Genomic DNA, 26774 nt, shown 5'->3' on the forward strand with positions numbered 1-26774 from the left:
GCAGCCTACGAGTTGACGTAGGCCCTGAGCGACTCGACGTCGCTGAGAGTCACGCGGCGACCGTCGACGGTGATGCGTCCGTCTCGGGTGAGGGTGCGCAGCGCCGTGTTGAGCGACTGGCGCGCGACCCCGAGCTGCGCCGCGATACCCGCCTGGCTCATGGGCAGCTCGACGGTGACCTGGTTGACGTCATGGCGCCACTCGGGAATGTAGGTGAGCAGCAGCTTGGCGAGCCGGCGAGGCAGGTCGAGGAACACCAGGTCGCTCTGGGTGCCGGTGAGGCGTCGCACGATCGAGGCGAGCTCCTCGACGACCGACATCAGCGCCTCGGGCGAGCTCGTGAGCAGGGCCCGGATGCGATCGGCTGGCACCGCGATCACCTCGGCTTCGTCGATCGACTCGGCCGTCGCGGAGCGCGCGAGGCCGTCCATCACCGAGAGGTCGCCGATCGTGCCACCGCCCTCCACGACGGAGAGGCCGAGCTCGGTGCCCTCCGACGAGCGCCGGGCGATGCGGATGCGCCCGGAGCGCACGATGTAGAAGTGCGCGCTGGCCGTGCCCTCCTCGAACAGCAGCTCGCCGCGGCTGAGCGGCACGACGAAGCTGTGCGCTGTGAGGTCTTCGAGCTGCTCATCGGTGAACGGCGCCATCAACGAGGCGCCGCGCAGGTCGTAGATCGTTACTCCGGAGGCCATTCCGGCAGGGTACCAGCGCGGCCGCGCCCATCCGCGCCCTGCGGGTGCATCCGCTCCCGGTCGTCCAGCAGCGGATGCGCCGAAGGGGCGCGGGTATGCGAACGACTCAGGAGGTCGCCGTGTTCAGGCTCTTGAGGCCCGCGAACTCCAGGTACTGCCGTCCGTCTCGGCTGATGTAGGTCACGAGCGTGTGCCCGCACGAGCGGCACAGCACGATCACGCCCTCGGCATCCCGCTCGACGACCGCCTCGCTCAGCGCGGCAGCGGCGCCGCAGTGCCGGCACGTGCCGACCGCCGTCGTGATGTCGAGGCGCAGAATCTCGCCGAGGGGGCCTGCGGCCGCGTTGCCGTCGACGCGGCTCACGGGAACATTCGCCTGGCGTGCGTGCTCGGGCATGTCAGCTTCCTCCGAAACGCTCGGTCTTGATCCGTTCGGCCGGATGCCCCAGGTCGACCAGGATGCGCGCGACCGCCTCGACGAAACCGGTCGGCCCGCAGACATACACGAGCGGGTTGTCGGCCACGGGCAGGGTGGATGCCTCGATGTCGGCCCGGGTGATGCGTCCGGCCGTGCGCGCGAATCCCACGGGGGCGGTGCGGGTGTAGACCCAGTCGAGGGCGAAGCTGTCGTCGACGAGTCCCTCGAGCTCCGACGCGTAGTAGGCGTCCTCCGGCGCACGGACCGAGTACAGCATCCGGAACTTCGCCGTGCTCGCCGCCGCCCGGTGCGCGCGGGCGATCGACACGAGCGGAACGATGCCCGAGCCTCCCGCGATGAGCTGCACCGGCTCGGTCTGGGAGTCGCGCCAGACGAAGAAGTTGCCGAGAGGGCCCCGCACCTCGAGCATGTCGCCGGGCTCCACGTCCTGCACGAGATAGGGCGAGACCTCGCCGTCGGGAAGCTCGTCGACGGCGAGCTCGACGCTGTGCCCGTCGCCGAACGAGGCGATCGAGTACGAGCGCACGGCCTGATAGCCGTCTTCAGCGGTCAAGCGCAGATCGAGGTGCTGCCCGGCCAGGTTGCCGGGCCACTCGGGCACGTCGAGAATGAGAACCCGGCCCTGGGGCGTGACGCGCATGGCCCTGGCCACCGTTCCTACAAGCCAGCCGGCGACGATCGCCACTACCAGTACCGCTGCTCTTTCCAGGGGTCGCCGTACATGTTGTAGCCGTTCTGCTCCCAGAATCCGGGGTCGTCGTCGGAGTGCATGCGGATGCCGTGCACCCACTTCGCGCTCTTCCAGAAGTAGAGGTGCGGAACCAGCAGCCGGGCGGGACCGCCGTGCTCGGGGTCGAGCGGCTCGCCGTCGAACTCGAATGCGATCCAGGCCTTGCCGCCCTGCAGGTCTTCGAGGGGCACGTTCGTCGTGTACCCGCCGTACGACTCGATCATCGTGTACGCATCCGACGTGTCGATGTCGGCGAAGAGGGTGTCGAGCGAGACGCCGCGCCACGACGTGCCGAGCTTCGACCAGCGGGTCACGCAGTGGATGTCGGTGTGCACGTCTTCGATGGGCAGAGCCATGAGCTCGTCCCAGCTCCAGGTCGTCACGGCACCGGACTCGGTGGTGATGCTGAAGCTCCAGTCAGCGGTGTCGATGCGGGGCGTGGGCCCTGCCGACAGCACCGGGAAGTCCTCGGTGAGGTACTGGCCCGGGGGAAGCTCCGGGTCGGACTCGCGCCTGCGAGCCCCGAAACCGCGGGAGAAGACTGCCATGGTGTGCTCCTTGTTCTGGTGTGGGTGGATGTCGCAGGTGCCTGTATCGATTGTGCCCTAAACGCTGCGATTCGCAGCCGGTGACAACATCTATTGCCGGACGGATGCCCGTGCCCGGCGCCGCATGAGGGTTCCGGCCGTGACCGTTGCCGCGAGCACGAGCGCCACGAAGACGAGCAGCACGGCGGTGGCGGGTTCGAAGGCGAGCGCGGCGCCCACGACCAGCACGGGGATGGCGAGACCCGCGTAGGCGACGAGGAAGATGAGCGCAAGCGTCTCTCCCTTGCGCTTCGGGTCTGCGAGCGAGACGGCGGTGCCGATCGCCCCTTTGAACAGCAGGCCCACACCGAGCCCGGCGATGACGCCGCCGCCGATGAAGAGCACGATCTGCGGAAGCAGCGCCCCGAGTGCCACCAGAACGAGCCCGGTCGAGCACGCCGCGATGGCGATGGTGAACTGCCGGTGGACCGGAACGGGAGTCAGCAGGATCTGACCCGCCGCTGCGGCGGCGAAGACCGCGAACGAGGTGGCTCCGGCCAGCAGGTGGTCTCCGGCCTCGAACGTGACCACGAGAAAAGTCGGTGCGAGCGAGGTGAAGAGGCCGAACACGGCGAAGCCCGAGAACGCACCGAACGCCGCGATGATGAATGGCCGACGCGCACCCTCCGGCACGGACAGCTTCTGCGGGTGATATGCCGGCGCCTCGTCGGGAACGTCGACCGTCTCGGGCACAAGCATGAGCGCCACGGCGGCGACGATCAGCACGAGCAGGAATACGAGGTGCGGCAGCACGAGGGGGTCGGGCAGGAACTCGGCGAAGAGCCCGCCGATGAGCGGCCCGAGCGAGAGACCGCCCAGGTTCGCCGCTCCCGAGACGGATGCCGCGACCACCGTGTTCTCGTTCGGCCGGGCCGTGGCGCGCAGCTCGCCGAGGTGGGCCGTGGCCGTCGCCGTGAGCATGCCGATGCTCGCCCCGTTGACGAGCCGGGCGACGATGAGCCCCGGCACCTCGGGGAACAGCAGGAAGAGCACGGCCGACAGGGCGGATACGAGCACGGCCACGACGAGCACCCGACGCCGGCCGAGCCAGTCGCTCACGTGTCCCGCGAGGTAGAGGCTCACGATCACGCCGACCGCGTACGCGGCGAAGATCAGCGTGATCACGAAGGCCGGGAACCCGTCGCGCTGCTGATACAGCGGGTACAGCGGCGTGGGCACGGTCGAGTAGGCCATCACGAGAAGGAAGGTGACGGCGACGATCCAGAAACCGGCGCCGTGTCGAACGGTCGGGATGCGACGGGGCATGGGTGCGTCGGGTCCTTTCGGCGGGTGCTGCACGGCTTCGGTGAAACGGCTTCGGTGTAGACGAGTAGATGCCATCCTCTCGCGCCCCGGCGGACGCCGGGCGCGCACGGTATCGACGTTCGACGTATGTCGAATGCTTTCGAGGGGGATCGTGTCTAGGTTCGTCGTATGACCGACGCGACCGAACCCCTGCATGTGAGCCAGCACCACCGCACGACGCTCGAGCACATCGAGCGCCACCCCACCACCCACAACCTCGAGTGGAACGATGTGATCGGCCTTCTCGACGAGGTCGCCGATGTGCGAGAGGAGCACGACGGCAAGTTCGTCGTGAAGCTCGGCGACGGACGCATCGTTCTGACGAAGCCCAAGCACAAGGATGTCGACGAGCAGACCGTCCTCGACCTCCGTCGGCTGCTTCACGATGCGGGATACACGAGCTCGAAGAAGTAGCTGTGGGGCGCCTCCCCCTGCAGAGGGAGGTGCCGCGCCCCGCGTTTCGCTAGCGTGAGTGCTGTGACGAACAGCAGGGTCGATGCGCTCGACGACGCATGGGTGCGCCCGCGGCCGTCGCGCCGGGGGTACAGGAACGACGCCGTTCTGGCCGTGGTCGTCTTCGCGCTGAGTCTCGGCAGCCTCGAGCTGTACTACTCGATCGGCTTCTACCCCGACCCGGCGCCCGCGTGGCTCGGCATACTGATGATGCTTCTGCAGAGCGCGCCCCTCGCCTGGCGGCGGCGCTACCCCGTGTCTGTGCTCGTGTTCAGCGCGGCCGTGTTCATGGCCGTTCAGATCCTGAACGTGCCCGAGGTGCTGTTCAGCAACATCGCCTTCTTCATCGCGATGTACACGGCCGGAGCCTGGGGCAGGCATCGTCGCCTCTCGATGGCGGCGCGCCTCCTGGTGATCGCGGCCATGTTCGTGTGGCTGTTCTCGGCGCTGCTCGCGCCGGCCTTCGCCGCCGGCCTCGCAGACAGGGATGTCGTGGGCTCGGTATCGCCGGTCGTGGCGGTCGGTCTCGTGACGATTCTGCAGAACCTGCTCTATTTCGGTGGCGCCTACTACTTCGGCAGCAGGGCATGGATCGCCGCCCGCGAGCGGGCCGCCCTGGAGGACCGCACCGAGCAGCTCGCCGAGGAGCGCGAGCGCACCGCTGCGCAGGCCGTGTCGCTCGAACGGCTGCGCATCGCCCGCGAACTGCACGATGTCGTCGCCCACCACGTCTCCGTGATGGGCGTGCAGGCCGGCGCCGCCCGACGGGTTCTGCAGCGCGACCCGCAGCAGGCGGTCGAATCGCTGTCGGCCATCGAGTCGAGTGCGCGCGAGGCGGTCGACGAACTGCACCGCATGCTCACGACGCTGCGCGACGACAGCCAGCCAATCGAGACGGGCGGCGCGGTCGACAGCCCCAGTACGCACGGTGTCGAGCAGCTGCCCGAGCTGCTCGGCGACGCCCGCTCCGCCGGACTCGCGGCCGAGCTCACCATCGTCGGAGACCCTCGCCCTCTCAGCCCTCTGGTGTCGATCACGGTCTATCGCGTCGTGCAGGAGGCCATCACGAACGCCATCAAGCACGCCGGCGCATCGGCGTCGATCGATGCGCGGCTGCGCTACCTCGACTCGATGGTCGAGGTCGAGGTCACCGACTCGGGCGGGCTGCCCGCGCGCAGCGCCACCGGGCAGGGCTCCGGGCTCGGCATCGTGGGCATGCGCGAGCGCCTCGCCGCGGTCGGCGGCACGCTGGAGGCGGGTCCGCGCGCTCGCGGCGGCTACCTCGTGCGGGCCGACATCCCGACCGCCTCGGCGGTCGCGCGCTCGAAGCAGGAGGCACAGTGACAGACGCCGAGATCCGCGTGCTGCTGGTCGACGATCAGGATCTTCTGCGCAGCGGCATCCGCATCATCCTCGAGAGCGAGCCCGGAATCGTGGTGGTCGGCGAGGCGCGAGACGGGCACGGCGCCCTCGAACGCATCAGGCAGGTCTCTCCCGACGTGGTCTGCCTCGACGTGCAGATGCCCGGCATGGACGGGCTCACCGCGACCCGCCTGATCACGGCCCTCGAGCCTCCGCCCGCCGTTCTGGTGCTCACCACGTTCGACCGTGACGACTACCTCTTCGAGGCGCTCGAGGGCGGAGCCAGCGGGTTTCTGCTGAAGAACAGCACGCCCGAGCAGCTCGTCGACGCGGTGCAGGTCGTCGCGCGCGGCGATGCCCTGCTGAGCCCGGACGTGACGCGGCGTGTGATCGAGCGGTTCGCGCAGCGCGACGCCGGCGCCAGGTCCGCTGCGGCGAGTGCGGCGGGTTCGGATGCCGCTGTCGCGGCCGCCGCAGCCTCGAGCGCTGCGGCCGCGGCCAAGGTCTCCGACCTCACGGCACGCGAACGCGACGTGCTCGGCTACGTGGCACGCGGCATGAGCAACGCCGAGATCGCGTCGGAGCTCTTCCTCGGGGAGGCCACGGTGAAGACCCACGTCTCGAAGGTGCTGCAGAAGCTCGGCGTGCGCGACCGCATCCAGGCCGTGGTCTTCGCCTACGAGCACGGCATCGCGGTTCCCGGCGCTTGACCGTGTCGCAGTAGTGCCCGGCGCGGACTGTCGCGCCCGGTGTGCCGGTAACTTCAGTCCGCGGCGGGCACTATTGCCTCCATCTGGCGGGGGAGAGCAGCGGGTGGCGGCTGCGCACGCTACGTCTGGCGGGGGATGTGAGCGTGCGCGGGCCTCAATAGCGTGGAGGCGACGGAAGGAACATCCATGCTGCAGCTCGACGCAGTCACCAAACGCTTCGGCGACCGCACCGCCCTCGACGCCGTGAGCTTCGAGGTCGGAGACGGCCGACTGACCGGGTTCGTGGGAGGCAACGGCGCCGGCAAGACCACGACCATGCGCATCATCCTGGGCGTGCTCGCCGCCGACTCCGGAACGGTGCGCCTGGGCGGCTCCGTGCTCGGCGCGGCAGATCGGCGCCGCTTCGGCTACATGCCGGAGGAGCGCGGTCTCTACGCCAAGATGAAGGTCGCCGAGCAGCTCGTGTACCTCGCGCGGCTGCACGGACTCTCCCGTCGCGACGCCGAGGCGAACGCCGCCGAGCTGCTCGAGCGGCTCGGACTCGCCGAGCGCGCCGACGACACCGTCGAGAGCCTCTCGCTCGGAAACCAGCAGCGTGCGCAGATCGCCGCCGCCCTCGTGCACTCTCCCGAGGTGCTCATTCTCGACGAGCCCTTCTCCGGGCTCGACCCCATGGCCGTCGAGACCGTGCTCGGGGTGCTGCACGACGTGGCGAAGCGGGGTGCCCCGGTGCTGTTCTCGTCGCACCAGCTGGATGTCGTCGAGCGGCTCTGCGACGACGTCGTCGTGATCGCGAACGGCCAGGTCAGGGCGAGCGGCTCGCGCCAGAAGCTGCAGGACGACAATGCTGTGCGGCAGTTCGAACTGCTCGTCTCATCCGACGCCGCATGGGTGCGCGAGATGCCCGGCGTCACCGTGCTCGACTTCGACGGAGGCTACGCCCTCTTCGAGGCCGACGACGACGAGGCCGCGCAGGCCGTTCTGCGGCGCGCCATGCAGCAGGGTCCGGTCGCCAGCTTCGCGCCCCGACACCGATCGCTCGCCGAGATCTTCACGGAGGTCGTGAAATGACCATCGCAGACACCCGGACCAACACCTTCGCTCAGAGCGCGGTGCTCGTCGCCGACCGCGAGGTGCGCATGCGCCTGCGCAGCAAGGCCTTCATCGTCTCGTCGGCGATCCTGCTGCTGGCCGTGATCGCGTCGATCGTGGCGGGCAGCATCTTCGGCGCCTCAGCGGCCAGCTCCGTCACCCGCGTCGCCGTGGTCGGCGACACCCAGCCGTTCACGCAGGTCGCCTCGCTCGACGTGACCGAGGCCGACAGCGTCGGCGATGCCGAGCAGCTCGTGCGTGCCGGCGATGTCGAGGCCGCGATCGTTCCGGGCGACGGGCCCACGGGCATCCGGATTCTGGCGCTCGAGGAGGCGCCCGCCGCGCTCGTGCAGCTGCTGAGCGCGACGCCCGAGGTGTCGCTGCTCGAACCGGCCGACCAGAACGGGTCGCTCGCCTATCTGGTGGGGCTCGGCTTCGGCATCGTGTTCTTCATGGCGGCGACCCTCTTCGGCACGACGATCGCCCAGAGCGTCGTCGAGGAGAAGGCAAGCCGCGTCGTCGAGATCCTCATGTCGGCGATCTCCGCGCGCGCCCTGCTGGCCGGCAAGGTCATCGGCAACACGATTCTGGCGTTCGGCCAGATCCTGCTGATCGCCGGGGCGGCGATCGTCGGGCTGGTGGTCACGGGGCAGGATGCGCTGCTCAGCGACCTGGGGCCCTCGATCGTCTGGTTCGTGGTGTTCTTCGCGGTGGGCTTCGTGCTGCTGGCCGCGCTGTTCGCCTCGGCGGCCGCGCTCGTGTCGCGGCAGGAGGACATCGGATCGGTGACCACCCCGGTGATGATGCTGGTGATGATCCCGTACTTCCTCATCGTGTTCGCCTGGGACAACGACCTGGTGCTCACGATCATGTCGTACGTGCCGTTCTCGGCACCGATCGGCATGCCGATGCGCATCTACCTCGGAACCGCCGAGTGGTGGGAGCCGCTGCTCTCGCTGGTGGTCATCATCGCCACGACCGTGGTGGTCGTCCTGCTCGGGTCGAGGATCTACTCGAACTCGCTGCTGCGCACGGGCGCGAGGGTGAAGATCCTGGATGCGCTGCGCGGCTAGGCGCGTCGGGCGATCGCCGCGATGAAGCCCCCGACGAAGGTGTCGCCCAGGCCGATCGTGGTGGGCTGCTCGACCGTCAGCAGAAAGGCGGGCACGCAGCACACCTCGGCGCCCAGGCGGGCCCGGATGCCGGCGGCGAGCTCGGCGCCCAGCGGGTTCACGGGCAGCAGGCCGGTCTGCAGGTAGTTGCGCTCGGTGAAGCCGTCGCCGCGCACGTATCGCGTACTGGCCATCTGGATCGCACCGCGCAGCGCATCCTCGTAGTCGCCGGCACGGTCGCCCAGGGCGAGCGACCAGAACCTGGTGTGCACCACCAGCAGCGAGGCCGGGATGAGCTCGCGGAGTTCGCCGAGCGCCGCGCAGACCTCATCGACGTCGAGCAGGTCGACGGGGTGGCCCACGTAGGCCTGCATCTCGTCTTCGTTCATGCTGTACACGTCGATGCGATCGAGCAGGGCCTGGCGCACGTGCCGGCTCAGTGCCGGCACGTGGAAGCCCGAGTCCTCGTAGAAGACGAGCGCACTCGGCGGCAGGCGGCTCAGGTGCCGACGGATGTCGTCGAGCCGTCGCAGCAGCGTCTCCTCGCTCTGGATGCTGTTGAATCCCGAGATCATGAAGAGCTCGGCCTGTTCCAGGCTGGTGCCGAGTTCGTCGCTGAGCACGAGCTCGGCGTTCGGCGGATCATTCGCGAAGATGACCCGGTTCGCGTGCGGCGAGCGCAGCTCGAGCTCGCCCACGCGCACCCTGCTGCCCTCGACGAACTGAACGATGAGGTGCGGGTCGAGGGTGTCGCGCTCGGCGCTCGAGATGTAGGCGGAGCCCCGGGGGAGCAGCCGTCGCACGTTGTCGTCGATGCTCACGAGGTGCAGCGTGCAGGTCACGCCCAGCGCCTCCATCGCGTAGGCCGCCCGCACGCCCGTTCCGCCGAGGGTGATGCGTCGACGGAACCGGGCGGCGAACTCCTCGACCGTGCGGGAGGAGGCGACGAATCGCTCTCCTCCCGCACCGTCCTTCACGAAGGCGAGCAGCGCGATCAGCAAGTCGCGTTCGCTGCGGATCGCGATCAGCCGGGAGAGCTCGGAGGGCTGGATCGAGTAGTGCAGCACGAGGTCGTCGATCACCCGGGAGTCCCAGACGATCTCGTAGTCCACCGTTCCGCCGAGACCCAGCACGAGCTTCTCATTCATCGTGACACCAAACGCATCGTGGGCTCGCGCCCGTCGGTCAGTACAGCGTGGCCTTGCCGGCCGATTCGAAGAGGTCGATCTTCTGGGCGGCCGTCTCCTTCATCGCGGCGATCGACGGGGGCTGGATGGTGTTGGGCTCGCGCACGCTCGCGTCGGCCAGCACCTCGCGCATCTTGTTGTGGTACGCCGCCTTGATGTCGGACGAGATGTTGATCTTATTCACTCCGAGCTTCACCGACTCGCCGATCTCGCCGTCGGGGTTGTTGGATCCGCCGTGCAGCACGAGGGGGATGTTGACCTTCGCCTTGATGCGCTTGAGCAGCTCGAGCTTGAGCTCGGGCTTCATGCTCGCCGGGTAGATGCCGTGGCTCGTGCCGATGGCGATCGCGAGGCTGTCGACGCCGGTGGCCTCGACGAACGTCACCGCCTCGTCGGGCTCGGTGTAGATGATGGATGCGGCGCCGTCCTCGGCCTCGTTGTCGGTCTTGCCGATTGTGCCGAGCTCTCCCTCGACGGAGACGCCCACGGCGTGGGCCGTGTCGACGACCTTCTTCGTGATGGCGATGTTCTCGTCGAACGGCAGCATCGAGCCGTCGATCATCACCGAGGTGAAGCCGCTCTGAATCGCCAGCAGCACCTGCTCGTAGCTCGCGCCGTGGTCGAGGTGGATGGTGACCGGCACGCTCGAGCGGTTCGCCCGGGCGATGATCGCGTGCAGCACGTCGGTGCCGATGTGGCTCAGCTCGTCGGGGTGGATGGCGATGAGCAGCGGCGACTGCTTCTCTTCGCTGATCTCGAAGAGGCCGTTCATCATGGCGTAGTCGCTGACGTTGAACGCCGGCACGGCGAAGTTGTTCGCGTTGGCGACGTCGAGAAGGTCTTTTCCGGAAACGAGCATGGTGGGTTTTCTCCTTGTGTTGTGGTGAGGCGGTGATGTCGAGAGGAAGGGGGTGAAAGAAGGGTCAGCTCTTGACGGCGCCGGCGGTCATGCCGCCGATGAAGTAGCGCTGGAAGAAGAGGAAGAGGATCAGCACGGGGATGCAGCCGAGGATGCTCATCGCCATCATCTCGTTCCACTCGTAGGAGTTCTGGCCCATGAGCAGCTGGATGCCGATGGGCACCGTGCGCATGTCCTCCGTGCGGGTGAGCGTGAGGGCGAACAGGTATTCGTTCCACGCGATCATGAACGTGTAGACGCCCACGGAGACGATGCCGGGAATCGAGATCGGCACCAGGATGCGCCAGAGCACGGTGAGCGGTCCGGCCCCGTCCATGCGGGCCGCCTCGTCGAGCTCCTTCGGCAGGGTGTTGAAGTAGCCGGTCATCATGATGATCGCGTAGGGGAGCGTGAACACCAGGTAGGTGAGGATGAGGCCCTGATAGGTGTTGTAGAGGCCCAGCACCACCATGAGTCCGAAGAACGGGATCAGCAGCGTGATCGGCGGAACGGCCTGGATGCTGACGATGATCATGTTGATCGGGCGCTTGCCCTTGAACTCGTAGCGGCTGAACGCGTACGAGGCGAGGATCGCCACGAGCAGCGTCAGAGCGGTGACGGCCAGCGAGACGACGTAGCTGTTGATGAAGAAGCGCACCTTCGTCGGGTCGGTGAGGATCGTGATGTACGCGTCGAACGAGAACGTCGAGGTGATCAGCTGCGGCGGGTAGGCGAAGATCTCGGTGTTCGGCTTGAACGAGCTCGAGGCCATCCAGAGGATCGGGAAGGCGGCGAAGGCCGCCCCCGTCAGCAGGAGCAGGATGATGACGACCTTCGCGAGTCGCTCCTTCGGCCGGCGCCGCGGCTTCTGCGCGGGCGAGCGTCGGGCGCCATCCGGTGTCGTACGAACGGCCGACGTCTGTTTCTGGGCGAATGTCGTCATGTCAGTCACGCGCTTTCTGGTGACGCACGTAGAAGAACGCGAGCACCATGGTGAGAAGAAGGATGAGCACGGCGCTCGCGGACGCGACGGAGAATTCGTAGCGGCTGAAGGCGAGCTTGTAGGTGTAGGTGCTGAGCATCTCCGTGACGTTGACGGGGCCTCCGCCGGTGGTCATCCAGATGAGGGCGAACTGCTGCGAGGTCCAGATGATGTCGAGCACGCTCATGCTGATGATGATCGGCTTCAGCTGCGGCAGGGTCACGTTCCAGAAACGCTGGAATGCGGATGCGCCGTCGACGCGGGCCGCCTCGTACAGATCGGCGGGCACGCCCTGCAGACCGGCGAGGAGGGTGACCATGTAGAACGAGTAGCCGGCCCAGATGTTGATGAACGTCACGGCCAGCAGCGCCGTGTCGGGGGACGACAGCCACTCGATGCCCTTGTCGGTCAGGCCGAGCGAGATGAGGATGTAGTTGATGACGCCGTTCGGGTTCAGCATCAGCCGCCAGAGCACGGCGATGATGGCGACGGTGAACAGCCACGGCAGGATGTAGACGACCCGGAAGAGCGCCTTGGTGACGTTGCCCACGAGGGGCGAGTTCAGCAGCATGGCGAAGCCGAGGCCGAGCAGCAGGTGTGCGGCGACGCTGACCAGCGTGAAGAAGAGGGTGTTGCCGGTCGCGGTGCGGAACACCGGGTCGCTCAGCACCTCGACGTAGTTGTCGATGCCGACGAACACCGGATTCTTGTTCGTGATCACGTTGTCCATGAACGAGTAGCCGATGACCATGATCACGGGGATGAGCATGAGCACGAGCATCACGATGACGGTCGGCGAGAGGAAGGCGTAGGGGGTCAGTCTGCGTGCGGTGGGGGCCCACCGGGGGGTGCTGCGCTTCGTGCTGACCGGTCTGACGACGGTGTTGGTCGAGGTCACTGCAGAAGCCTTTCTGTGAGGGGTGGCCGCGCCGAGGCCGTCCCTCTCTGTGAGGGGGGCCACGGCGCGGCCGTCAATCGACGGGTGTTTGTGAGGCGAGGGGGCTAGAACTCCCCGACCCACGCATCCTGGGCCTTCTTCAGGCCGTCGTCGACCGACTCGTCTCCCTGCAGAATCGCCTGCAGCTGCTCGTCGAAGAGGCGCATCAGCTGTTCGGCCACCGGCAGTCCGACGAACTCGTTGGCGGGCTTGCCCTCGGAGTAGATGTCGAAGGCCTCCTTGAACAGCGGGTCGCTCGACGAGAAGTCGGGCACGCTCTTCGTGTTGCCGGGGAACGCGTTCGCGAGGGTCGACAGCTCGGAGTTCGTCTTCTCGCTCATAAGGAACTGAACGAGCTTCCAGGACTCGGCCGGGTGCTTGCTGCTGGCAGAGACCCCGATGCCCCACGAGGCGTAGGGGATTCCACGCTCTCCGGTGAAGCCGTCTTCGGCCGGGATCGCCGAGATGCTGAACTTGAGATCGGGGTTCGACGTGCGGATCAGGTCGATGTGCGACAGCGAGTCGATCATCATTCCGACGCGGCCGTTGGTGAACTCCTCGACCTTGTCCTGCTCCTTCATCGTGGCCGAGCCGGGCGCGATCACGCCGTCGTCGTTCAGGCCCTTGATGTACTCCACCGCAGAGGTGACGTCGTCGTTGGTGACGTCGGGCTTGCCGTCCTTCAGCATGGTTCCGCCCGACGACCAGACCCACGACATCACGTCGTTCTGGATGCCGTTGGGCGCCTCGGAAGAGAGCGGCAGCACCCATCCGCTCGTGTTGTCGCCGAGCGCCGTCACGGCCTTCGCGGCCGTCTCGAACTCGGTTCGGGTCGACGGCGGTGCGGTGACGCCGGCCTTCGCCAGCAGGTCGTCGTTCGTGAAGAGCGGGTAGACGAAGTTCACGACCGGGATCATCTGCGTCTTGCCGTCGACCTCGATCGTGCTGGCGAGCTCGCTGTCGTCGTAGTTCGCGTCCTTCATCAGAGTGCTCAGGTCGGCGAGCGCGCCCTGCTTGGCGAAGTCGCTGACCCATGCACCGTCGAGGCCGACGACGTCGGACATCGTGCCTGCTGCGGCACCGGCGAAGAGCTGCTCCTTCGTGGAGGCGTAGGGGCCGCTGAGAAGCTTGACCTTGATGCCGGGGTTCTCCGACTCGAACGTGTCCATCAGGGTGCGCAGGGCGCCGTCGGGCAGCTCCGGCTCCCACCACTGGGCGAGTTCGATGGTGACGTCGCCACCCGAGGTGGAGTCGTCGCTGCCGGCGCCTGAGGAGCAGCCGGTGACGAGGGTGAGGGCCGCTGCGGCAGCCACTGCCGTGGTGATGCCTCTTCTAAAACGAGCTTCTTTGCTCATGTCTCTCCTATGAGATGCGGGATCATGCTGTTGAGTGCGCTTTTGTGCGCCTTATTGATGTGAGAGTAGTCGTGCATGAACGTTAACGCAAGTAATCGCATCTGACTGCGTTCTTGTGCGTCTTTCTCGCCGGTGTTCGAGCCAATATCTCGTCGTCGGGCAGCAGGTTGCGTCTTTCTGCGATGTTCTGCTACAAATCAGACGTGGCCGACTCATCTTCTCTCTCAGACGGCGACGATCAGCCTCTTCGGCTGCCGGCGGGCCGCAAGGCGGATCTCACGGCGTACGTCACCGAGGTCGGCGAGGTCACGGTGTCGGCGCTCGCCGTGCGATTCGGTGTCTCCGCCGACACGATCCGGCGAGATCTCGATCAGCTCGACGCCGACGGCTTTCTCGTGCGAACCCACGGCGGCGCGGTGAGCATCGCGGTGATGCCGTCCACCGAGAAGAAGCTCGACGTGCGCCTCCGACTCCAGCGGTCTGCAAAGGAGAAGATCGGCGCACGGGCGGCGGGGCTCGTCGAGAACGGCTCGGTCGTCATGATCAACGCCGGCACCACGACCCTGGCCGTCGTGCGGCATCTCGAGGATCACCGCGAGTTGACCATCGCCACGAACAACCTCCGCATCCCGACCGAGATCTCGCCGAAGGTGTGCCGCGACCTCTACGTCTTCGGCGGTGCCGTGAGGCTGAGCGGTCAGGCCACCATCGGGCCGATCGGCTTCCAGTTCTCCGACACGGGCAACGACCTCGACCTCCACTGCGACCTTGCCCTCATCTCGGTCGGAGCGGTCTCGGCCGAGAGCGGCTTCTCGACGAGCAACCTGGCCGAGGCGCTGATGATGAGCGAGATGGTGTCGCGGGCGTCGAAGGTCGCGATCCTCGCGGACTCGTCGAAATTCGACCGCCGACTCTTCGCCCAGGTCGCCGAGCTGGGCAGCGTGGACTATCTCGTCACCGACGTCGCCCCGGCGGACGAGCTCGCGGAGGCCCTCCGCAAGAACAAGGTCGAGGTGCTCCTTCCGCCGAGCGGCGCATCCGCCTCCTAGACGCCGCGCGCCCCTCTGGTGTGAGATGGTCGAGGAGAAGGTTCTCGAGGAGGAGATGACGATGGACTTCAATGACCGGATCATCGAGGAGTTCCGCGCCCACGACGGTCACGTCGAGACGGCGGGCTTCGGCGACAAGCTGATCCTCCTGCACACGATCGGAGCGCGCTCCGGCGAGGAGCGCGTCGCGCCCACGATGGCGCTGCGCGACGAGGACTCGTGGCTCGTGTACGCGTCGAAGGCGGGCGCGCCCGACAACCCGGCCTGGTACTACAACCTCGTGCAGAACCCCGACATCACGATCGAGACGCCCCAGGGCGTGGTCGAGGTCAGGGCGCGTGAGCTGCACGGCGACGAACGCGACGCCGCCTGGGCGCAGGTGGTGGCCGTCGCCTCGGGCTTCGCCGACTATCAGGTCAAGGCGGGCCCGCGTGTGATCCCCGTCCTCCGCCTGACGTCGCGCTGATCGTCCGGTCGTTCCCTGAGCCTGTCGAAGGGCAGCATGTGACAGCTCGCCCGCGGGCTGGCACACTCGAGGGATGAGAACGAGCTCACGAGACGCGCGACGCATCCGATCGGGTGGTCTGGCGGCCGTGACGGCAGCGGTCGTGCTCTCTCTGCTCGGAGCCTGCTCGACGCCCGCGCCCAGCCCCACGCCCGCGGCCGTGTCGGAGCCCGTGGTCACGGCCCCTCCGGCGACGCCGAGCGATCCCACGCCCGCCTTCGCGCAGCTCGAGCAGGAGTTCGACGCCCGGCTCGGCGTCTACGCGCTCGACCCGCTCAGCCGCGCCGAGGTGGCCTACCGCGCTGACGAGCGGTTCGCCTACGCGTCGACCTTCAAGGCGCTGGCGGCGGGCATCCTGCTGAAGACCGTGCCCGACGAGCAGCTAGACGAGATCGTCTCGTACGGGGCCGACGAGCTGCTGCCCAACTCGCCGATCACCGAGGCCAATGTCGACGAGGGCATGACTCTCCGGGCCGTGGCCGAGGCGGCGGTGCGCTTCAGCGACAACACGGCGGGCAACATCGTTCTCGAGCGCCTCGGCGGGCCGGAGGGGTTCACCCAGGCGCTCCGCGACCTCGGAGACACGACGAGCAGCTCCGACCGCATCGAGACAGAGCTCAACAGCGCGATCCCCGGCGACACCCGGGACACGAGCACACCGCGCGCCTTCGCCCTCGACCTCGCCACCCTGCTCACCACCGACGCCCTGGGCGCGGCCCAGCAGTCGCAGCTCATCGACTGGATGACCGGCAACGCCACGGGCTCCGAGCTCATCGCTGCGGGCCTGGATGCCGGATGGTCGGTCGCGGACAAATCGGGCGCCGGGGCGTACGGCACGCGCAACGACATCGCGCTCGTGTGGCCGCCGAGCGGGTCGCCGATCGTGCTCGTGATCATGTCGAACCGCCCCACGGAAGACGCGGAGTACGACAACGCCCTCATCGCGCGCGCCACCGAGGCGGCACTCGCCGGCCTCGGCTACTGAGCCGCGCTACGCGACCGGCTCGCCCTGCCAGGACTCGACGTGCCAGCCGTCGTCGGGCGAGCCCGTGAGCACAACGATGCCCGTGTTGCCCAGTCCGTGCGTGACCGTGAACTCCGGCCCCAGGTTGTCGGCCCGGCCGGCCACCCACACGCGGATCGCGGCGTCGTGGTCGACGATCGCGACCGTGCCGCCATCCGCTCGGTCGGCCGACGAGGCCTGCTGGGCCCGCCAGATCTCGGCGATGCCACGGTCGAAGCGCTCGAAGAAGTGGTCGCCGCTGAATCCGCCGGGAACGGCGGCGGTGAAGTCGCCCTGCGCCCAGATGCGAAACGGCGAGGCGTAGGCCGACATGGCCTCGTGATCGCTGCGGTCCTCGAGTTCGCCCGCCTCGATCTCGTGGATGCCCTCGATCACGGTCAGGGGAAGGCCGGTCGCGCGCGACAGGGGCTCGGCCGTGAGCTGGGTTCGGCGAAGCGTGGATGCGTAGAGCCCGTCGAGAGGCACGTCGCGGAGGGTCTCGGCGAGGGCCTCGGCCTGCTCGCGTCCGCGTGGAGTGAGCTCGGGCCCCGGCTGGGTCGTCGACAGGATTCCCGCCTCGTTGGCAGTGGACTCCGCGTGCCGTATGAGAAGCATTCGAATGTGGGATTTCCCTGTTGGAATCCATGTGTGCGACATAGAGTCAGCCTAACGACGTCCCCGACAGGGGACCGGTGATCAAGGGAGATCAACATGGCAGGAAACAGAGCAGTCGCTTATAAAGGGCCGGGCGAAGTCGAGGTCATCGATATCGACTACCCCACGTTCGAACTGAAGGACGGGCCGGGGGTGAATCCCGCGAACGTCGGCCGCAAGGTGCCCCACGGCGCCATCATCAGGACCGTCGCCACGAACATCTGCGGCTCCGACCAGCACATGGTGCGAGGCCGCACGACGGCGCCGGTGAACCTCGTTCTCGGCCACGAGATCACCGGTGAGGTGGTCGAGGTCGGCCCCGGGGTGGAGTTCATCAAGGTCGGCGACCTGGTGAGCGTTCCGTTCAACATCGCCTGTGGGCGGTGCCGCAACTGCAAGGAGCGCAAGACGGGCATCTGCCTCAACGTGAATCCCGACAGGCCGGGCAGCGCCTACGGCTACGTCGACATGGGCGGCTGGGTCGGCGGCCAGGCCGAATTCGTTCTGGTGCCCTACGCCGACTGGAACCTGCTGAAGTTCCCCGACAAGGATCAGGCCCTCGAGAAGATCATGGACCTGACCATGCTGTCCGACATCTTCCCGACCGGATTCCACGGAGCGGTCACGGCCGGCGTCGGGGTCGGGTCGACGGTGTACGTCGCGGGTGCCGGCCCTGTCGGTCTCGCGGCGGCGACGAGCGCGCTGCTGCTGGGAGCGGCGGCGGTGATCGTCGGCGACTTCAATGACGATCGCCTGGCGCAGGCGCGCAGCTTCGGATGCGAGACGGTCAATCTGGGAGCCGGCGAGCTGGTCGACCAGATCGAGCAGATCCTCGGCGTTCCCGAGGTCGACTGCGGCGTGGATGCCGTGGGCTTCGAGGCCAGGGGTCACGGCGGCGGCGAGGCGCCGGCGACGGTGCTGAACTCGCTGATGGACGTGACCGCGGCCGGAGGCGCCCTCGGCATTCCGGGACTGTACGTCACGGGCGACCCGGGCGGAGTCGACGAGGCGGCGCAGAAGGGTTCGCTGTCGCTCAGCCTCGGCACCGGATGGGCCAAGTCGCTGTCGTTCACCACCGGCCAGTGCCCGGTGATGAAGTACAACTACGGTCTGATGCAGGCGATCCTGCACGACCGCGTGCACATCGCCAAGAACGTGAACGCGAAGGCGATCTCGCTCGACGATGCACCGCGCGGCTACGCCGAGTTCGATGCGGGAGCGGCCACGAAGTACGTGCTGAACCCGAACGGCTACCTCGACGCGGCATAGCTCCCGCAGTCCGTTCCCTGAGCTTGTCGAAGGGCATCCCTTCGACAAGCTCAGGGAACGCGGTCTCAGGGAACGGGCGGGAATAGATTCCCCAGGGGCCGCGTTCTCACTCACATATATGCAAACGCATAGAAAAGTTTAGGAGTGAGTGAACATGCAGTTCGGAATCTTCAGCGTCGGCGACGTCACGACAGACCCGACCACGGGGTACACGCCCAGCGACACTGAGCGCACCAAGGCCATGATCGCGATCGCGCAGCACGCCGACCAGGCCGGGCTCGACGTCTTCGCCGCCGGCGAGCACCACAACCCGCCCTTCGTCACGTCGTCACCCACGACGATGCTCGGCTATCTCGCCGGCATCACCGAGAACATCGTGCTCTCCACGGCCACCACGCTCATCACGACGAACGACCCCGTGAAGATCGCCGAGGACTACGCGATGCTCCAGGTCATCAGCGACGGCCGCATGGACCTCATGATGGGCCGCGGCAACACCGGCCCGGTCTACCCCTGGTTCGGCAAGGACATCCGCAAGGGCCTCGAGCTCGCCACAGAGAACTACGCTCTGCTTCGCCGCCTGTGGGAGGAGGAGGTCGTGGACTGGGCCGGAAACTTCCGCACGCCGCTCCAGGGCTTCACCGCGACCCCGCGACCCCTCGACGGAGTCGCGCCGTTCGTGTGGCACGGATCGATCCGCAGCCCCCAGATCGCGGAGCAGGCCGCCTATTACGGCGACGGCTTCTTCCACAACAACATCTTCTGGCCGATCGAGCACACCGAGCAGATGGTGAAGCTCTACCGCAGCCGCTACGAGAACTACGGCCACGGCCGCGCCGACCAGGCGATCGTCGGCCTCGGCGGGCAGTTCTTCGCCCGCAAGAACTCGCAGGCCGCGAAGAACGAGTTCCGCCCGTACTTCGACAACGCGCCCGTCTACGGACACGGCCCGACGATGGAGGACTTCACCGCGCAGACCCCGCTCACCGTGGGATCTCCGCAGGAGGTCATCGACCGCTACGCCGCGATGCGCGACCACGTGGGCGACTACCAGCGCCAGCTGTTCCTCATCGACCACGCCGGACTGCCGCTGAAGACGGTGCTCGAGCAGATCGACATCCTCGCCGAGGAGATCGTTCCCGCGCTCCGCAAGGAGAACGACTCGAAGCGCCCCGAGGGCGTTCCGAGCAACCCGCCCAGCCACGCCGAGCGCGTCGCCGCGGCCCGTGCGAAGGGTGCCGTCGCATCCACCCACGTCGACGGAGAAGACTCCTGGACCGGCCTCACGGCCGAGGGCGGCACGAAGCCGCTCGCCAAGGCGGGCGCGGCCTTCGGCCTGTAACGAACCTTCGCTCCCTGAGCTTGTCGAAGGGCAACCCCCTTCGACAGGCTCAGGGAACGGGTCTGTTCAGGGAACGGCCGCCCCCTTCGACAGGCTCAGGGAACGGGAACGGGTACCGCCGCGGGCACCAGGCGCACCACGACGGCCTTCGACACAGGCGTGTTGCTCTCGTCGGTCACCGAGTCGAGCGGCACGAGCACATTCGCCTCGGGGTAGTACGCCGCAGCGCACCCCCTGGCGCTCGGGTACGACACGACCCGGTACGAGCGCAGCACCCGCTCGATCCCGTCGTTCCATTCGCTGAACACATCGACGAGCTGCCCGTCTTCGAGACCGAGCTCGTCGAGGTCGAGCGGGTTCACGAACACCACGCTGCGGCCTTTCTTGATGCCGCGATACCGGTCGTTGAGGCTGTAGATCGTGGTGTTGTACTGGTCGTGGGCGCGCAGGGTCTGCAGCAGCAGGGTCCCCTCGGGGCGCACCACCGGCTCGAGATGATTCACCGTGATCATCGCCCGGCCCGTGAGGGTGTTGAACGTGCGGCTGTCACGCGGACCGTTCGGCAGCACGAAGCCGTCGATGTTGCGGATGCGCTCGTTGAAGTTCTCGAAGCCGGGAACGACGTGGGCGATGTGGTCGCGGATCAGGTCGTAGTTCTGCTCGAAGCCCGCCCAGTCGATGGGCGACTCCTCGCCGAGAACGGCCCGCGCGAGACGACTGACGATCGCGATCTCCGACAGCACGTGGTTCGAGATCGGCTCGACCTTTCCGCTCGACGCGTGCACCGCGCAGACCGTGTCCTCCACCGAGACGAACTGGAACCCGGACGCCTGCCGGTCGAGCTCCGTGCGCCCCTTCGTGGGCAGAATGAGCGCCTCCTCGCCGATCACCGCGTGCGAGCGGTTGAGCTTGGTCGACACCTGAACGGTGAGCCGCGTGCCGTGCATGGCGGCCTCGGCGACCTGGCTGTCGGAGATCGCGGCCACGAGGTTGCCGCCCATGGCGAACCACACCTTGATGTCGCCACGGGCCATCGCCTTCATGGCGTTCACCGAGTCGAGGCCGTGTTTGCGCGGCGGATCGAAGCCGAACTCCGCCTGCAGCGCATCCATGAACGTGTCGGGCATCTTCTCCCAGATGCCCATGGTGCGGTCGCCCTGCACGTTGCTGTGACCCCGGATGGGCGACGCCCCCGCACCCGGCTTGCCCATGTTGCCCCGGAGCAGCAGCAGGTTGACGATCTCCTTGATCGTGCCCACGGCCTTCTTCTGCTGCGTGATGCCCATGGCCCAGGTGATGATCACCCGGTCGGCCTTCATGTAGCGGTCGGCCAGTTCATCGATGTCGGCTGTCGTGAGCCCTGTCGCCTCGAGCACCTCGGCCTCGTCGACTCGATCGATGTGCGCCATGAACTCCTCGAGCCCTGAGCAGTGCTCGGCCAGGAATTCGTGGTCCAGCACCGTTCCCGGGGCCGTGCGTTCGGCATCCAGAACCCGCTTCGAGACGGCCTGCATGAGCGCCATGTCGCCGCCGAGCCGGATGTGCACGAACTGGTCGGCGATCTTCGTTCCGTGGCCGACGATGCCGCGCGGGCGCTGCGGGTTCTTGTAGCGCATGAGCCCGGCCTCGGGCAGCGGGTTGATGGCCACGATCTTCGCGCCCTTGCGCTTGGCGTCTTCGAGCGCGGTGAGCATGCGCGGGTGGTTGGTGCCCGGGTTCTGGCCCATCACGATGATGAGGTCGGTGTCTTCGAAGTCGTCGTAGGCGATGGTGGACTTGCCCACGCCGAGCGTCTCGCCCATGGCTGTTCCCGTGGACTCGTGGCACATGTTCGAGCAGTCGGGCAGGTTGTTGGTGCCGAAGGCGCGCACGAAGAGCTGGTAGGCGAATGCCGTCTCGTTGGCGGTGCGTCCGCTCGTGTAGAACGCGGCCTCGTCGGGGGAGTCGAGCTCGTTCAGCCGCGAGGCGATGATCTCGAACGCCTTGTCCCAGCTCACGGGCTCGTAGTGGTTCTTACCGGCCGGCTTGTAGACGGGCTCGACGAGCCGGCCCTGCATGCCGAGCCAGTGCTCGGAGCGGGTGAGCAGGTCGTCGATGGAGTGCTGACCCCAGAAGCTGCGGGGCACCGCGATGGGAGTCGCCTCCCAGGTCACGGCCTTGGCGCCGTTCTCGCAGAACTCGGCGGCCTTGCGGCGGTCGGGGTCGGGCCAGGCGCAGCTCGGGCAGTCGTAGCCGTCTTTCTGGTTGAGGCCGAGCATCAGCTTGGCCGTGCGGGCCACGCCCATGCCCTCGATCGCGGGCACCATGGAGTGCACGATGCCCGGAACGCCCACGGCCCAGGTCTCGCGTTCGCCGACTTCGAGCTGCGAGTCGTCTTCTCGGGGAGGGAGGGTGGTCATGCGGCACCGATGCTTTCGCTGGAGAGGGGCTCGACGGAGTCGCCCTGATCGGACGGGTCAGGACTGAGGTCGGACTCGAGAGGGGCTGATTCAAGGACCCGCTCGGCACCGGAGTAGATGACCATGGAGTCGCCGCGCAGGAAGCCGACGAGGGTGATGCCCAGCTCGACGGCCAGTTCGACCGCCAGCGACGAGGGCGCCGACACGGCGGCGAGCATCGGGATGCCGGCCATCGAGGCCTTCTGCATGAGTTCGAAGCTGGCCCGGCCCGAGACCATGAGCACGGTTCCGCGCAGCGGCAGCAGATTCTGCTGCGTCGCCCAGCCGATCACCTTGTCGACCGCGTTGTGTCGGCCGACGTCTTCGCGCAGCACGAGCAGGCCGCCGGTGACGCCGTCGAAGAGGGCGGCCGCGTGCAGCCCGCCCGTCTTCTCGAACACGGCCTGCTGTTCGCGAAGCCTATTGGGGAACGTCGTGAGCAGCGCGGCCTCGATGCGCAGGTCATCCGATGCGGCCGTGTAGGACGACGTCGTGCGCACCGCGTCGATCGACGCCTTGCCGCAGAGCCCGCACGAGCTCGTGGTGAAGAACGCCCGTGCGAGGCCCGGGTCGGGCGGAGCGACGCCCGGTGCGAGCGTCACGTCGAGCACGTTGTAGGTGTTCATGCCGTCATCGTCCGTGCCCGCACAGTAGCGGGCCGCAGCGAACTGCTCGCCGTTCGAGATCACGCCCTCCGAGACGAGGAACCCCGCGGCGAGGTCGATGTCGTTGCCCGGAGTGCGCATCGTGATCGCGAGCGAGAGGCCGCCCACGCGGATCTCGAGCGGCTCCTCGGCGGCGAGCACGTCTTCGCGCACCCTCTTGTGGCCTCCGACGCTCAGGCGGGTGACGCGACGACGAACCGTGATTCTGCCCATACAGCAGGCTTATCATCGATTCGCCGATGTCGACAGGGCTGGCCGCAGCATCCGGGCGACTCGGTATCTCGTAGGCTGACTGAATGCTGCTCGACGCGATCGTGCTCGCGGGCGGAAGGTCCTCCCGTCTCTCGGGCGTGCCCAAGGCGCAGCTGCTGTGGCACGGTGCGACGCTGCTGCAGAACACGGTCGATGCGGCCCTGCTGGGCGGCGCCCGGCGCGTGGTCGTCGTGGGTCCGGATGCGCCGGTTCCGGATGCGCCGGGTCCGGATGCGCCGGTTCCGGATGCGCGCATCCGGTTCACGCGCGAAGACCCGCCATTCGGCGGCCCCGCGGCGGCGATCGGTGCGGGAATGCGCGCCTTCGATGAGCTGGAGGCGAGCGCCGCGGATGCCGTGCTGGTGCTCGCGTGCGACATGCCGGAGATCGCTCGCGTCGTCACCGTGCTCGTCGAGTCGCTGCCCCTGGCCGGCTTTGACGGCGCTCTCCTGGTCGACTCCTCCGGCATGCGGCAGCCCCTCGCGGCGGTCTACGGCCGCCCGGCCCTGGCCGATGCGGTGGAGGGGCTCCGCGCATCCGGCACCCTCGACGGCGCCTCGATGCGCTCGCTGATCGCCTCACTCGACCTGCGCGAACTGACAGACGCAGCGGGCGCCACGAGCGACGTCGACACCTGGCCCGACGCGGCCGCTTTCGGCATCGATCCGCCCCACGACGCACCATCCCCCGACGAGCACCCCGACGAGCACCCCGACGAGCAGAGGAGTCGAGCATGAGCGACGACCAGTCGAGCACCGAGAAGTCGAGCACCGAGGAGCCGAGCACTGAGAAGTCGAGCACCGAGAAGTCGAGCACTGAGACGCCGAGCACTGAGAAGCCGACGAAGCCGGCGCGGTCGCCGGAGGAGCAGGCCGAGATAACCGCGGCCCTCGAGCGCTGGAGCGCCTCCCTGGCCCAGGAGCTGGGCATCGCCGACCTCGAGGTCGACATCGATGCGGTGCTGGCGCTCGCGGGGGTCGCGGCGCACGCCGTGCTGCGCCCGGCGGCTCCGCTCACCACCTACCTGGTGGGCTACGCGGCGGGCCGTGCCGCGGCGCTCGACGAGGTGAGCGGCGAGCAGGCCACGGCTCGGGCGGCCGAGGTCGCCGTCGCTCTCGCGCGCAGCGTCGAAAGGTGAGCGCGGCGCCGGGAGAGCAGCGCGTCGCGTGGGCCCAGGCTCGCGAGCTCGCGTTCGCCGCCGGGGCCGCGTCGCCTCCGGTCTCCGTGCCTCTCTCCGCGGCGGTCGCACGCGTTCTCGCCGATCCGGTACTCGCCCTCTGCGATGTTCCGCACTACGCGTCGTCGGCGATGGATGGCTGGGCCGTTCGCGGGCCGGGTCCCTGGGTGCTGCGCACGGCGTCGGAGACCTCGGCAGCGGCGCTCGGGGCGAACGACGCCCGCGCCATCGTGACGGGTGGACTCATTCCCGAGGCCGCCGATGCGGTGCTGCGCAGCGAGGCGGGCGTCGTCGTGGGCGGCGAGCTGCGAGCGTCGATCGAGCCGTCGCCCGGCCAGCACATCCGGCCGGCGGGTGAGGAGTTCCGCAGGGGCGACGTGGCGATCGAGGCGGGCGTGCGGGTGAATCCCGCGCACATCGCGGTCGCCGCCGCGTGCGGAGCCGACGAGCTCGTCGTGCGGGCGCGAGGCCGGGTGTCTCTCGTGCTCACGGGCGACGAGGTGGTGACCCACAGCATCCCGGCGCCGGGCACCGTGCGCGACAGTTTCGGCCCGACGTTGCCGGCGTTCGTCGGCATGCTGGGCGGCGAGGTCGTTCGCGAGGCCCGGAGGGGCGACGACCTCGAGGCGCTCGCGGACGCCCTGTCTGCGGAGCCGACCGCGAGCGACGTGGTCATCACGACCGGGGGCACCGGCTCGTCGTCGGCCGACCACCTGCGCGCGGCTCTCTCGCGACTCGGCGCGCGCATCCAGGTCGGCGGGGTCGAGATGCGGCCGGGCGGTCCGAGCCTGCTGGCGCGTCTCGACGACGGGCGACTGCTGATCGGGCTCCCGGGCAATCCGCTCGCGGCGATGATGGGGCTGCTGACCCTGGCCGAGCCCCTGCTGGCGGCGCTCTCGGGCGGGCGAGTCGCCGAGCCGTCGCGCATCCGGCTGGCTCAGGCCGTGCCCCCGGGTCGCGGCGCGACGAGGCTCATTCCGTTCCGGCTCGTCGACGGGCTCGCCCTGCCCAGCGCGTTCACCGGGTCGGCGATGCTCCGAGGCCTCGCCGACGCGTCCGGGGTGCTGGTCGGCTCGAGTGCGGGCGCCGAGGCCGGAGCCGAGCTGGAGTTCGTGACGCTGCCCTGGTCGTGACCGGCCGTCTGGTGGTCAGGCGTCGCGCGGGCCGCCATCCGTGCCGCGCAGCCGGGACACGGCGGTCATCGCGTGGTAGATCACGATGGCGGCGACCGTGCCGAGCGCGATGCCGTTGAACGTGACCGAGCCGGCGTTCAGGGTGAAGTCGGCGATGCCGATGATCAGTGCCGTGGCCGCCGTGAACTGGTTGACCGGCTTCGAGAAGTCCACCTTGTTGTCGAGCCAGATCTTCACGCCGATGATGCCGATCAAGCCGTAGAGAGCGGTGGTCACGCCGCCGAGCACGCCGGCCGGGATCGTGTTGATGAGGGCGCCGACCTTGGGCGAGAGTCCGAGGAGGATCGCGACGGCGCCGGCGATCCAGTAGGCGGCGGTGGAGTAGATGCGGGTCGCGGCCATGACGCCGATGTTCTCGCCGTAGGTGGTGGTTCCCGATCCGCCGCCGAAGCCGGCGAGCACCGTGGCCAGGCCGTCGGCCAGCAGGGCGCGGCCGGTGAGCCTGTTCACCTCGGGCGAGTCGGTCATCTGCGCGACGCCGCGGATGTGGCCCACGTTCTCGGCGACGAGCACGAGCACGACCGGGAGGAAGGCGGGGAGCACGCCCCAGACCGCGGAGTCCGCGAACGGGTTGGCCGGAAGGGCGAACTGGGGGAGTCCCACCCACGCGGCATCGCCGACGGCCGAGAAGTCGACCTCGCCCGCGATGACCGCCGCCACGTAGCCCACGACCACACCGATGAAGATCGACAGGCGCGCGAGCATGCCTCGGAACAGCACGGTCGAGAAGATCACCGCCGCGAGGGTGATGAGTGCCGTCAGCGGCGCGAGCTGGAAGTTGTTCTTCGCGGCGGGAGCCAGGTTGAAGCCGATGAGGGCCACGATCGCGCCCGAGACGACGGGCGGCATGAGTGCGTTGATCCAGCCGATGCCGGTGATGAGAACGACCACCCCGACCAGCGCGAGGAGCACGCCGACGGCGAGGATGCCGAAGAGCGCGCCGCCCATGCCCGTGGATGCGACGGCGGCCGTGATCGGGGCGATGAACGCGAACGAGGATCCGAGGTAGCTCGGGAGCCGGTTCTTCGTGATCAGCAGGAACAGCAGCGTGCCGATGCCGGAGAAGAGCAGCGTCGTCGCGGGCGGGAACCCGGTGAGCACGGGAACCAGGAAGGTCGCGCCGAACATCGCGACGACGTGCTGGCCGCCCAGGCCGATCATGCGGGGCCAGGTGAGTCGCTCGCCCGGCTTGACCACGGCATCCGCCTCGACGTTCTTGCCGTCGCCGTGAAGTGTCCAGAGCTGTGCCATGTTCGATCGTTCCCCTTGCCCGGCTGCTCGCCGGTTGTTGCGTGCTCGTCGATGAGCTCCCTCGAGACTAGTGGCCGAGCGCAATTCAGGAGGAGAGTGCGGCCGTGTGGATAGTGGCGTTGGCTGCGCTCT

At 68.1% G+C, this 26774-nt stretch carries 27 protein-coding genes; 13 read left to right on the forward strand and 14 right to left on the reverse strand.

Going from position 1 to position 26774, the window contains the following annotated elements; all coding sequences use genetic code 11:
* Positions 1-5 precede the first annotated feature (5 nt).
* The 5 genes from QCD70_RS11490 to QCD70_RS11510 all read right to left on the reverse strand — a co-directional run bounded on the left by QCD70_RS11490 (position 6) and on the right by QCD70_RS11510 (position 3717).
* A complete protein-coding gene (locus QCD70_RS11490) occupies positions 6-695 on the reverse strand; it encodes a Crp/Fnr family transcriptional regulator (RefSeq protein WP_301216306.1) in 690 nt (229 codons plus the stop codon).
* Between the two features lie 106 nt (positions 696-801).
* Positions 802-1092, reverse strand: coding sequence for a DUF6510 family protein (locus QCD70_RS11495; protein WP_301216308.1), 291 nt, complete (start codon positions 1090-1092; stop codon positions 802-804).
* Position 1093: 1 nt separating this feature from the next.
* Complete coding sequence (locus tag QCD70_RS11500) at positions 1094-1819, reverse strand: ferredoxin reductase (RefSeq protein ID WP_367316717.1); 726 nt, start codon at positions 1817-1819, stop codon at positions 1094-1096.
* Positions 1819-2412 (reverse strand): sulfite oxidase-like oxidoreductase, encoded by a 594-nt coding sequence (locus QCD70_RS11505; protein ID WP_301216309.1) that lies wholly within the window; start codon positions 2410-2412, stop codon positions 1819-1821. Before QCD70_RS11505 ends, QCD70_RS11500 begins: the two co-directional genes overlap by 1 nt.
* 90 nt (positions 2413-2502) lie before the next feature.
* On the reverse strand, positions 2503-3717 hold the full coding sequence (locus tag QCD70_RS11510) for an MFS transporter (protein WP_301216310.1): 1215 nt from the start codon (positions 3715-3717) through the stop codon (positions 2503-2505).
* Between the two features lie 168 nt (positions 3718-3885).
* Here QCD70_RS11510 and QCD70_RS11515 point away from each other — a divergent pair, with 168 nt between their 5' ends.
* The 5 genes from QCD70_RS11515 (at position 3886) to QCD70_RS11535 (ending at position 8446) form a co-directional block, all read left to right on the forward strand.
* Complete coding sequence (locus QCD70_RS11515) at positions 3886-4170, forward strand: hypothetical protein (RefSeq protein WP_301216311.1); 285 nt, start codon at positions 3886-3888, stop codon at positions 4168-4170.
* 63 nt (positions 4171-4233) lie between these two features.
* On the forward strand, positions 4234-5553 hold the full coding sequence (locus QCD70_RS11520) for a sensor histidine kinase (protein WP_301216313.1): 1320 nt from the start codon (positions 4234-4236) through the stop codon (positions 5551-5553).
* On the forward strand, positions 5550-6281 hold the full coding sequence (locus QCD70_RS11525; protein WP_301216315.1) for a response regulator: 732 nt from the start codon (positions 5550-5552) through the stop codon (positions 6279-6281). Before QCD70_RS11520 ends, QCD70_RS11525 begins: the two co-directional genes overlap by 4 nt.
* Positions 6282-6467: 186 nt before the next feature.
* Positions 6468-7352 carry an ABC transporter ATP-binding protein gene (locus QCD70_RS11530; protein ID WP_301216317.1) on the forward strand — a complete coding sequence of 295 codons (885 nt, stop codon included), beginning with the start codon at positions 6468-6470 and terminating at the stop codon, positions 7350-7352.
* On the forward strand, positions 7349-8446 hold the full coding sequence (locus tag QCD70_RS11535; RefSeq protein WP_301216319.1) for an ABC transporter permease: 1098 nt from the start codon (positions 7349-7351) through the stop codon (positions 8444-8446). Before QCD70_RS11530 ends, QCD70_RS11535 begins: the two co-directional genes overlap by 4 nt.
* On the opposite strand, the gene QCD70_RS11540 is transcribed toward QCD70_RS11535, so the two are convergent.
* The 5 genes from QCD70_RS11540 to QCD70_RS11560 form a co-directional block, all read right to left on the reverse strand.
* The gene (locus QCD70_RS11540; RefSeq protein WP_301216321.1) at positions 8443-9633 is read right to left on the reverse strand and encodes an ADP-dependent glucokinase/phosphofructokinase; all 1191 of its coding nucleotides are present in this window, start codon (positions 9631-9633) and stop codon (positions 8443-8445) included. The two genes, QCD70_RS11535 and QCD70_RS11540, sit on opposite strands and share 4 nt — an antisense overlap.
* Before the next feature lie 37 nt (positions 9634-9670).
* Positions 9671-10531: a ketose-bisphosphate aldolase gene (locus QCD70_RS11545; protein ID WP_301216323.1), complete on the reverse strand. Its 861-nt coding sequence runs from the start codon at positions 10529-10531 to the stop codon at positions 9671-9673.
* A gap of 64 nt (positions 10532-10595) precedes the next feature.
* Complete coding sequence (locus tag QCD70_RS11550) at positions 10596-11513, reverse strand: carbohydrate ABC transporter permease (RefSeq protein WP_301216325.1); 918 nt, start codon at positions 11511-11513, stop codon at positions 10596-10598.
* Between the two features lies 1 nt (position 11514).
* The gene (locus tag QCD70_RS11555) at positions 11515-12450 is read right to left on the reverse strand and encodes a carbohydrate ABC transporter permease (RefSeq protein WP_301216327.1); all 936 of its coding nucleotides are present in this window, start codon (positions 12448-12450) and stop codon (positions 11515-11517) included.
* A 104-nt stretch (positions 12451-12554) separates the two neighbouring features.
* Positions 12555-13844: an ABC transporter substrate-binding protein gene (locus QCD70_RS11560; protein WP_301216330.1), complete on the reverse strand. Its 1290-nt coding sequence runs from the start codon at positions 13842-13844 to the stop codon at positions 12555-12557.
* A gap of 203 nt (positions 13845-14047) precedes the next feature.
* Here QCD70_RS11560 and QCD70_RS11565 point away from each other — a divergent pair, with 203 nt between their 5' ends.
* From QCD70_RS11565 to bla, 3 genes are all read left to right on the forward strand, one after another.
* The gene (locus tag QCD70_RS11565; protein ID WP_301216332.1) at positions 14048-14893 is read left to right on the forward strand and encodes a DeoR/GlpR family DNA-binding transcription regulator; all 846 of its coding nucleotides are present in this window, start codon (positions 14048-14050) and stop codon (positions 14891-14893) included.
* Positions 14894-14954: 61 nt separating this feature from the next.
* A complete protein-coding gene (locus QCD70_RS11570; protein WP_301216334.1) occupies positions 14955-15359 on the forward strand; it encodes a nitroreductase/quinone reductase family protein in 405 nt (134 codons plus the stop codon).
* A gap of 73 nt (positions 15360-15432) precedes the next feature.
* Positions 15433-16383, forward strand: a complete 951-nt coding sequence (gene bla / locus QCD70_RS11575; protein ID WP_301216336.1) for a class A beta-lactamase — start codon at positions 15433-15435, stop codon at positions 16381-16383.
* 6 nt (positions 16384-16389) lie between these two features.
* Here bla and QCD70_RS11580 read toward each other — a convergent pair whose 3' ends face one another.
* Positions 16390-17016, reverse strand: a complete 627-nt coding sequence (locus QCD70_RS11580) for a histidine phosphatase family protein (RefSeq protein WP_301216338.1) — start codon at positions 17014-17016, stop codon at positions 16390-16392.
* 96 nt (positions 17017-17112) lie between these two features.
* Here QCD70_RS11580 and fdhA point away from each other — a divergent pair, with 96 nt between their 5' ends.
* Positions 17113-18324 carry a formaldehyde dehydrogenase, glutathione-independent gene (fdhA, locus tag QCD70_RS11585; RefSeq protein WP_301216340.1) on the forward strand — a complete coding sequence of 404 codons (1212 nt, stop codon included), beginning with the start codon at positions 17113-17115 and terminating at the stop codon, positions 18322-18324.
* A gap of 154 nt (positions 18325-18478) precedes the next feature.
* Positions 18479-19666: an LLM class flavin-dependent oxidoreductase gene (locus QCD70_RS11590; RefSeq protein WP_301216342.1), complete on the forward strand. Its 1188-nt coding sequence runs from the start codon at positions 18479-18481 to the stop codon at positions 19664-19666.
* Positions 19667-19761: 95 nt separating this feature from the next.
* Here the strand turns inward: QCD70_RS11590 and QCD70_RS11595 are convergent, their stop codons facing one another.
* A complete protein-coding gene (locus QCD70_RS11595; protein ID WP_301216344.1) occupies positions 19762-22065 on the reverse strand; it encodes an FdhF/YdeP family oxidoreductase in 2304 nt (767 codons plus the stop codon).
* Positions 22062-22982: a formate dehydrogenase accessory sulfurtransferase FdhD gene (fdhD, locus tag QCD70_RS11600; protein WP_301216346.1), complete on the reverse strand. Its 921-nt coding sequence runs from the start codon at positions 22980-22982 to the stop codon at positions 22062-22064. The genes QCD70_RS11595 and fdhD overlap by 4 nt, the downstream gene beginning before the upstream one ends.
* An 83-nt stretch (positions 22983-23065) precedes the next feature.
* On the opposite strand from fdhD, the gene mobA reads away from it, so the two are divergent.
* From mobA to QCD70_RS11615, 3 genes are read left to right on the forward strand one after another with little or no spacing between them, the layout of a single operon-like run.
* Positions 23066-23758, forward strand: a complete 693-nt coding sequence (mobA, locus tag QCD70_RS11605) for a molybdenum cofactor guanylyltransferase (RefSeq protein ID WP_301216348.1) — start codon at positions 23066-23068, stop codon at positions 23756-23758.
* Complete coding sequence (locus tag QCD70_RS11610; RefSeq protein ID WP_301216349.1) at positions 23755-24159, forward strand: DUF6457 domain-containing protein; 405 nt, start codon at positions 23755-23757, stop codon at positions 24157-24159. The genes mobA and QCD70_RS11610 overlap by 4 nt, the downstream gene beginning before the upstream one ends.
* A complete protein-coding gene (locus QCD70_RS11615) occupies positions 24156-25331 on the forward strand; it encodes a molybdopterin molybdotransferase MoeA (RefSeq protein ID WP_301216351.1) in 1176 nt (391 codons plus the stop codon). Before QCD70_RS11610 ends, QCD70_RS11615 begins: the two co-directional genes overlap by 4 nt.
* Before the next feature lie 15 nt (positions 25332-25346).
* On the opposite strand, the gene QCD70_RS11620 is transcribed toward QCD70_RS11615, so the two are convergent.
* Complete coding sequence (locus tag QCD70_RS11620; protein ID WP_301216353.1) at positions 25347-26642, reverse strand: uracil-xanthine permease family protein; 1296 nt, start codon at positions 26640-26642, stop codon at positions 25347-25349.
* Positions 26643-26774: the final 132 nt, after the last annotated feature.

The sequence above is a fragment of the Agreia sp. PsM10 genome (assembly GCF_030433855.1).
Classification (GTDB): Bacteria; Actinomycetota; Actinomycetes; order Actinomycetales; family Microbacteriaceae; genus Agreia.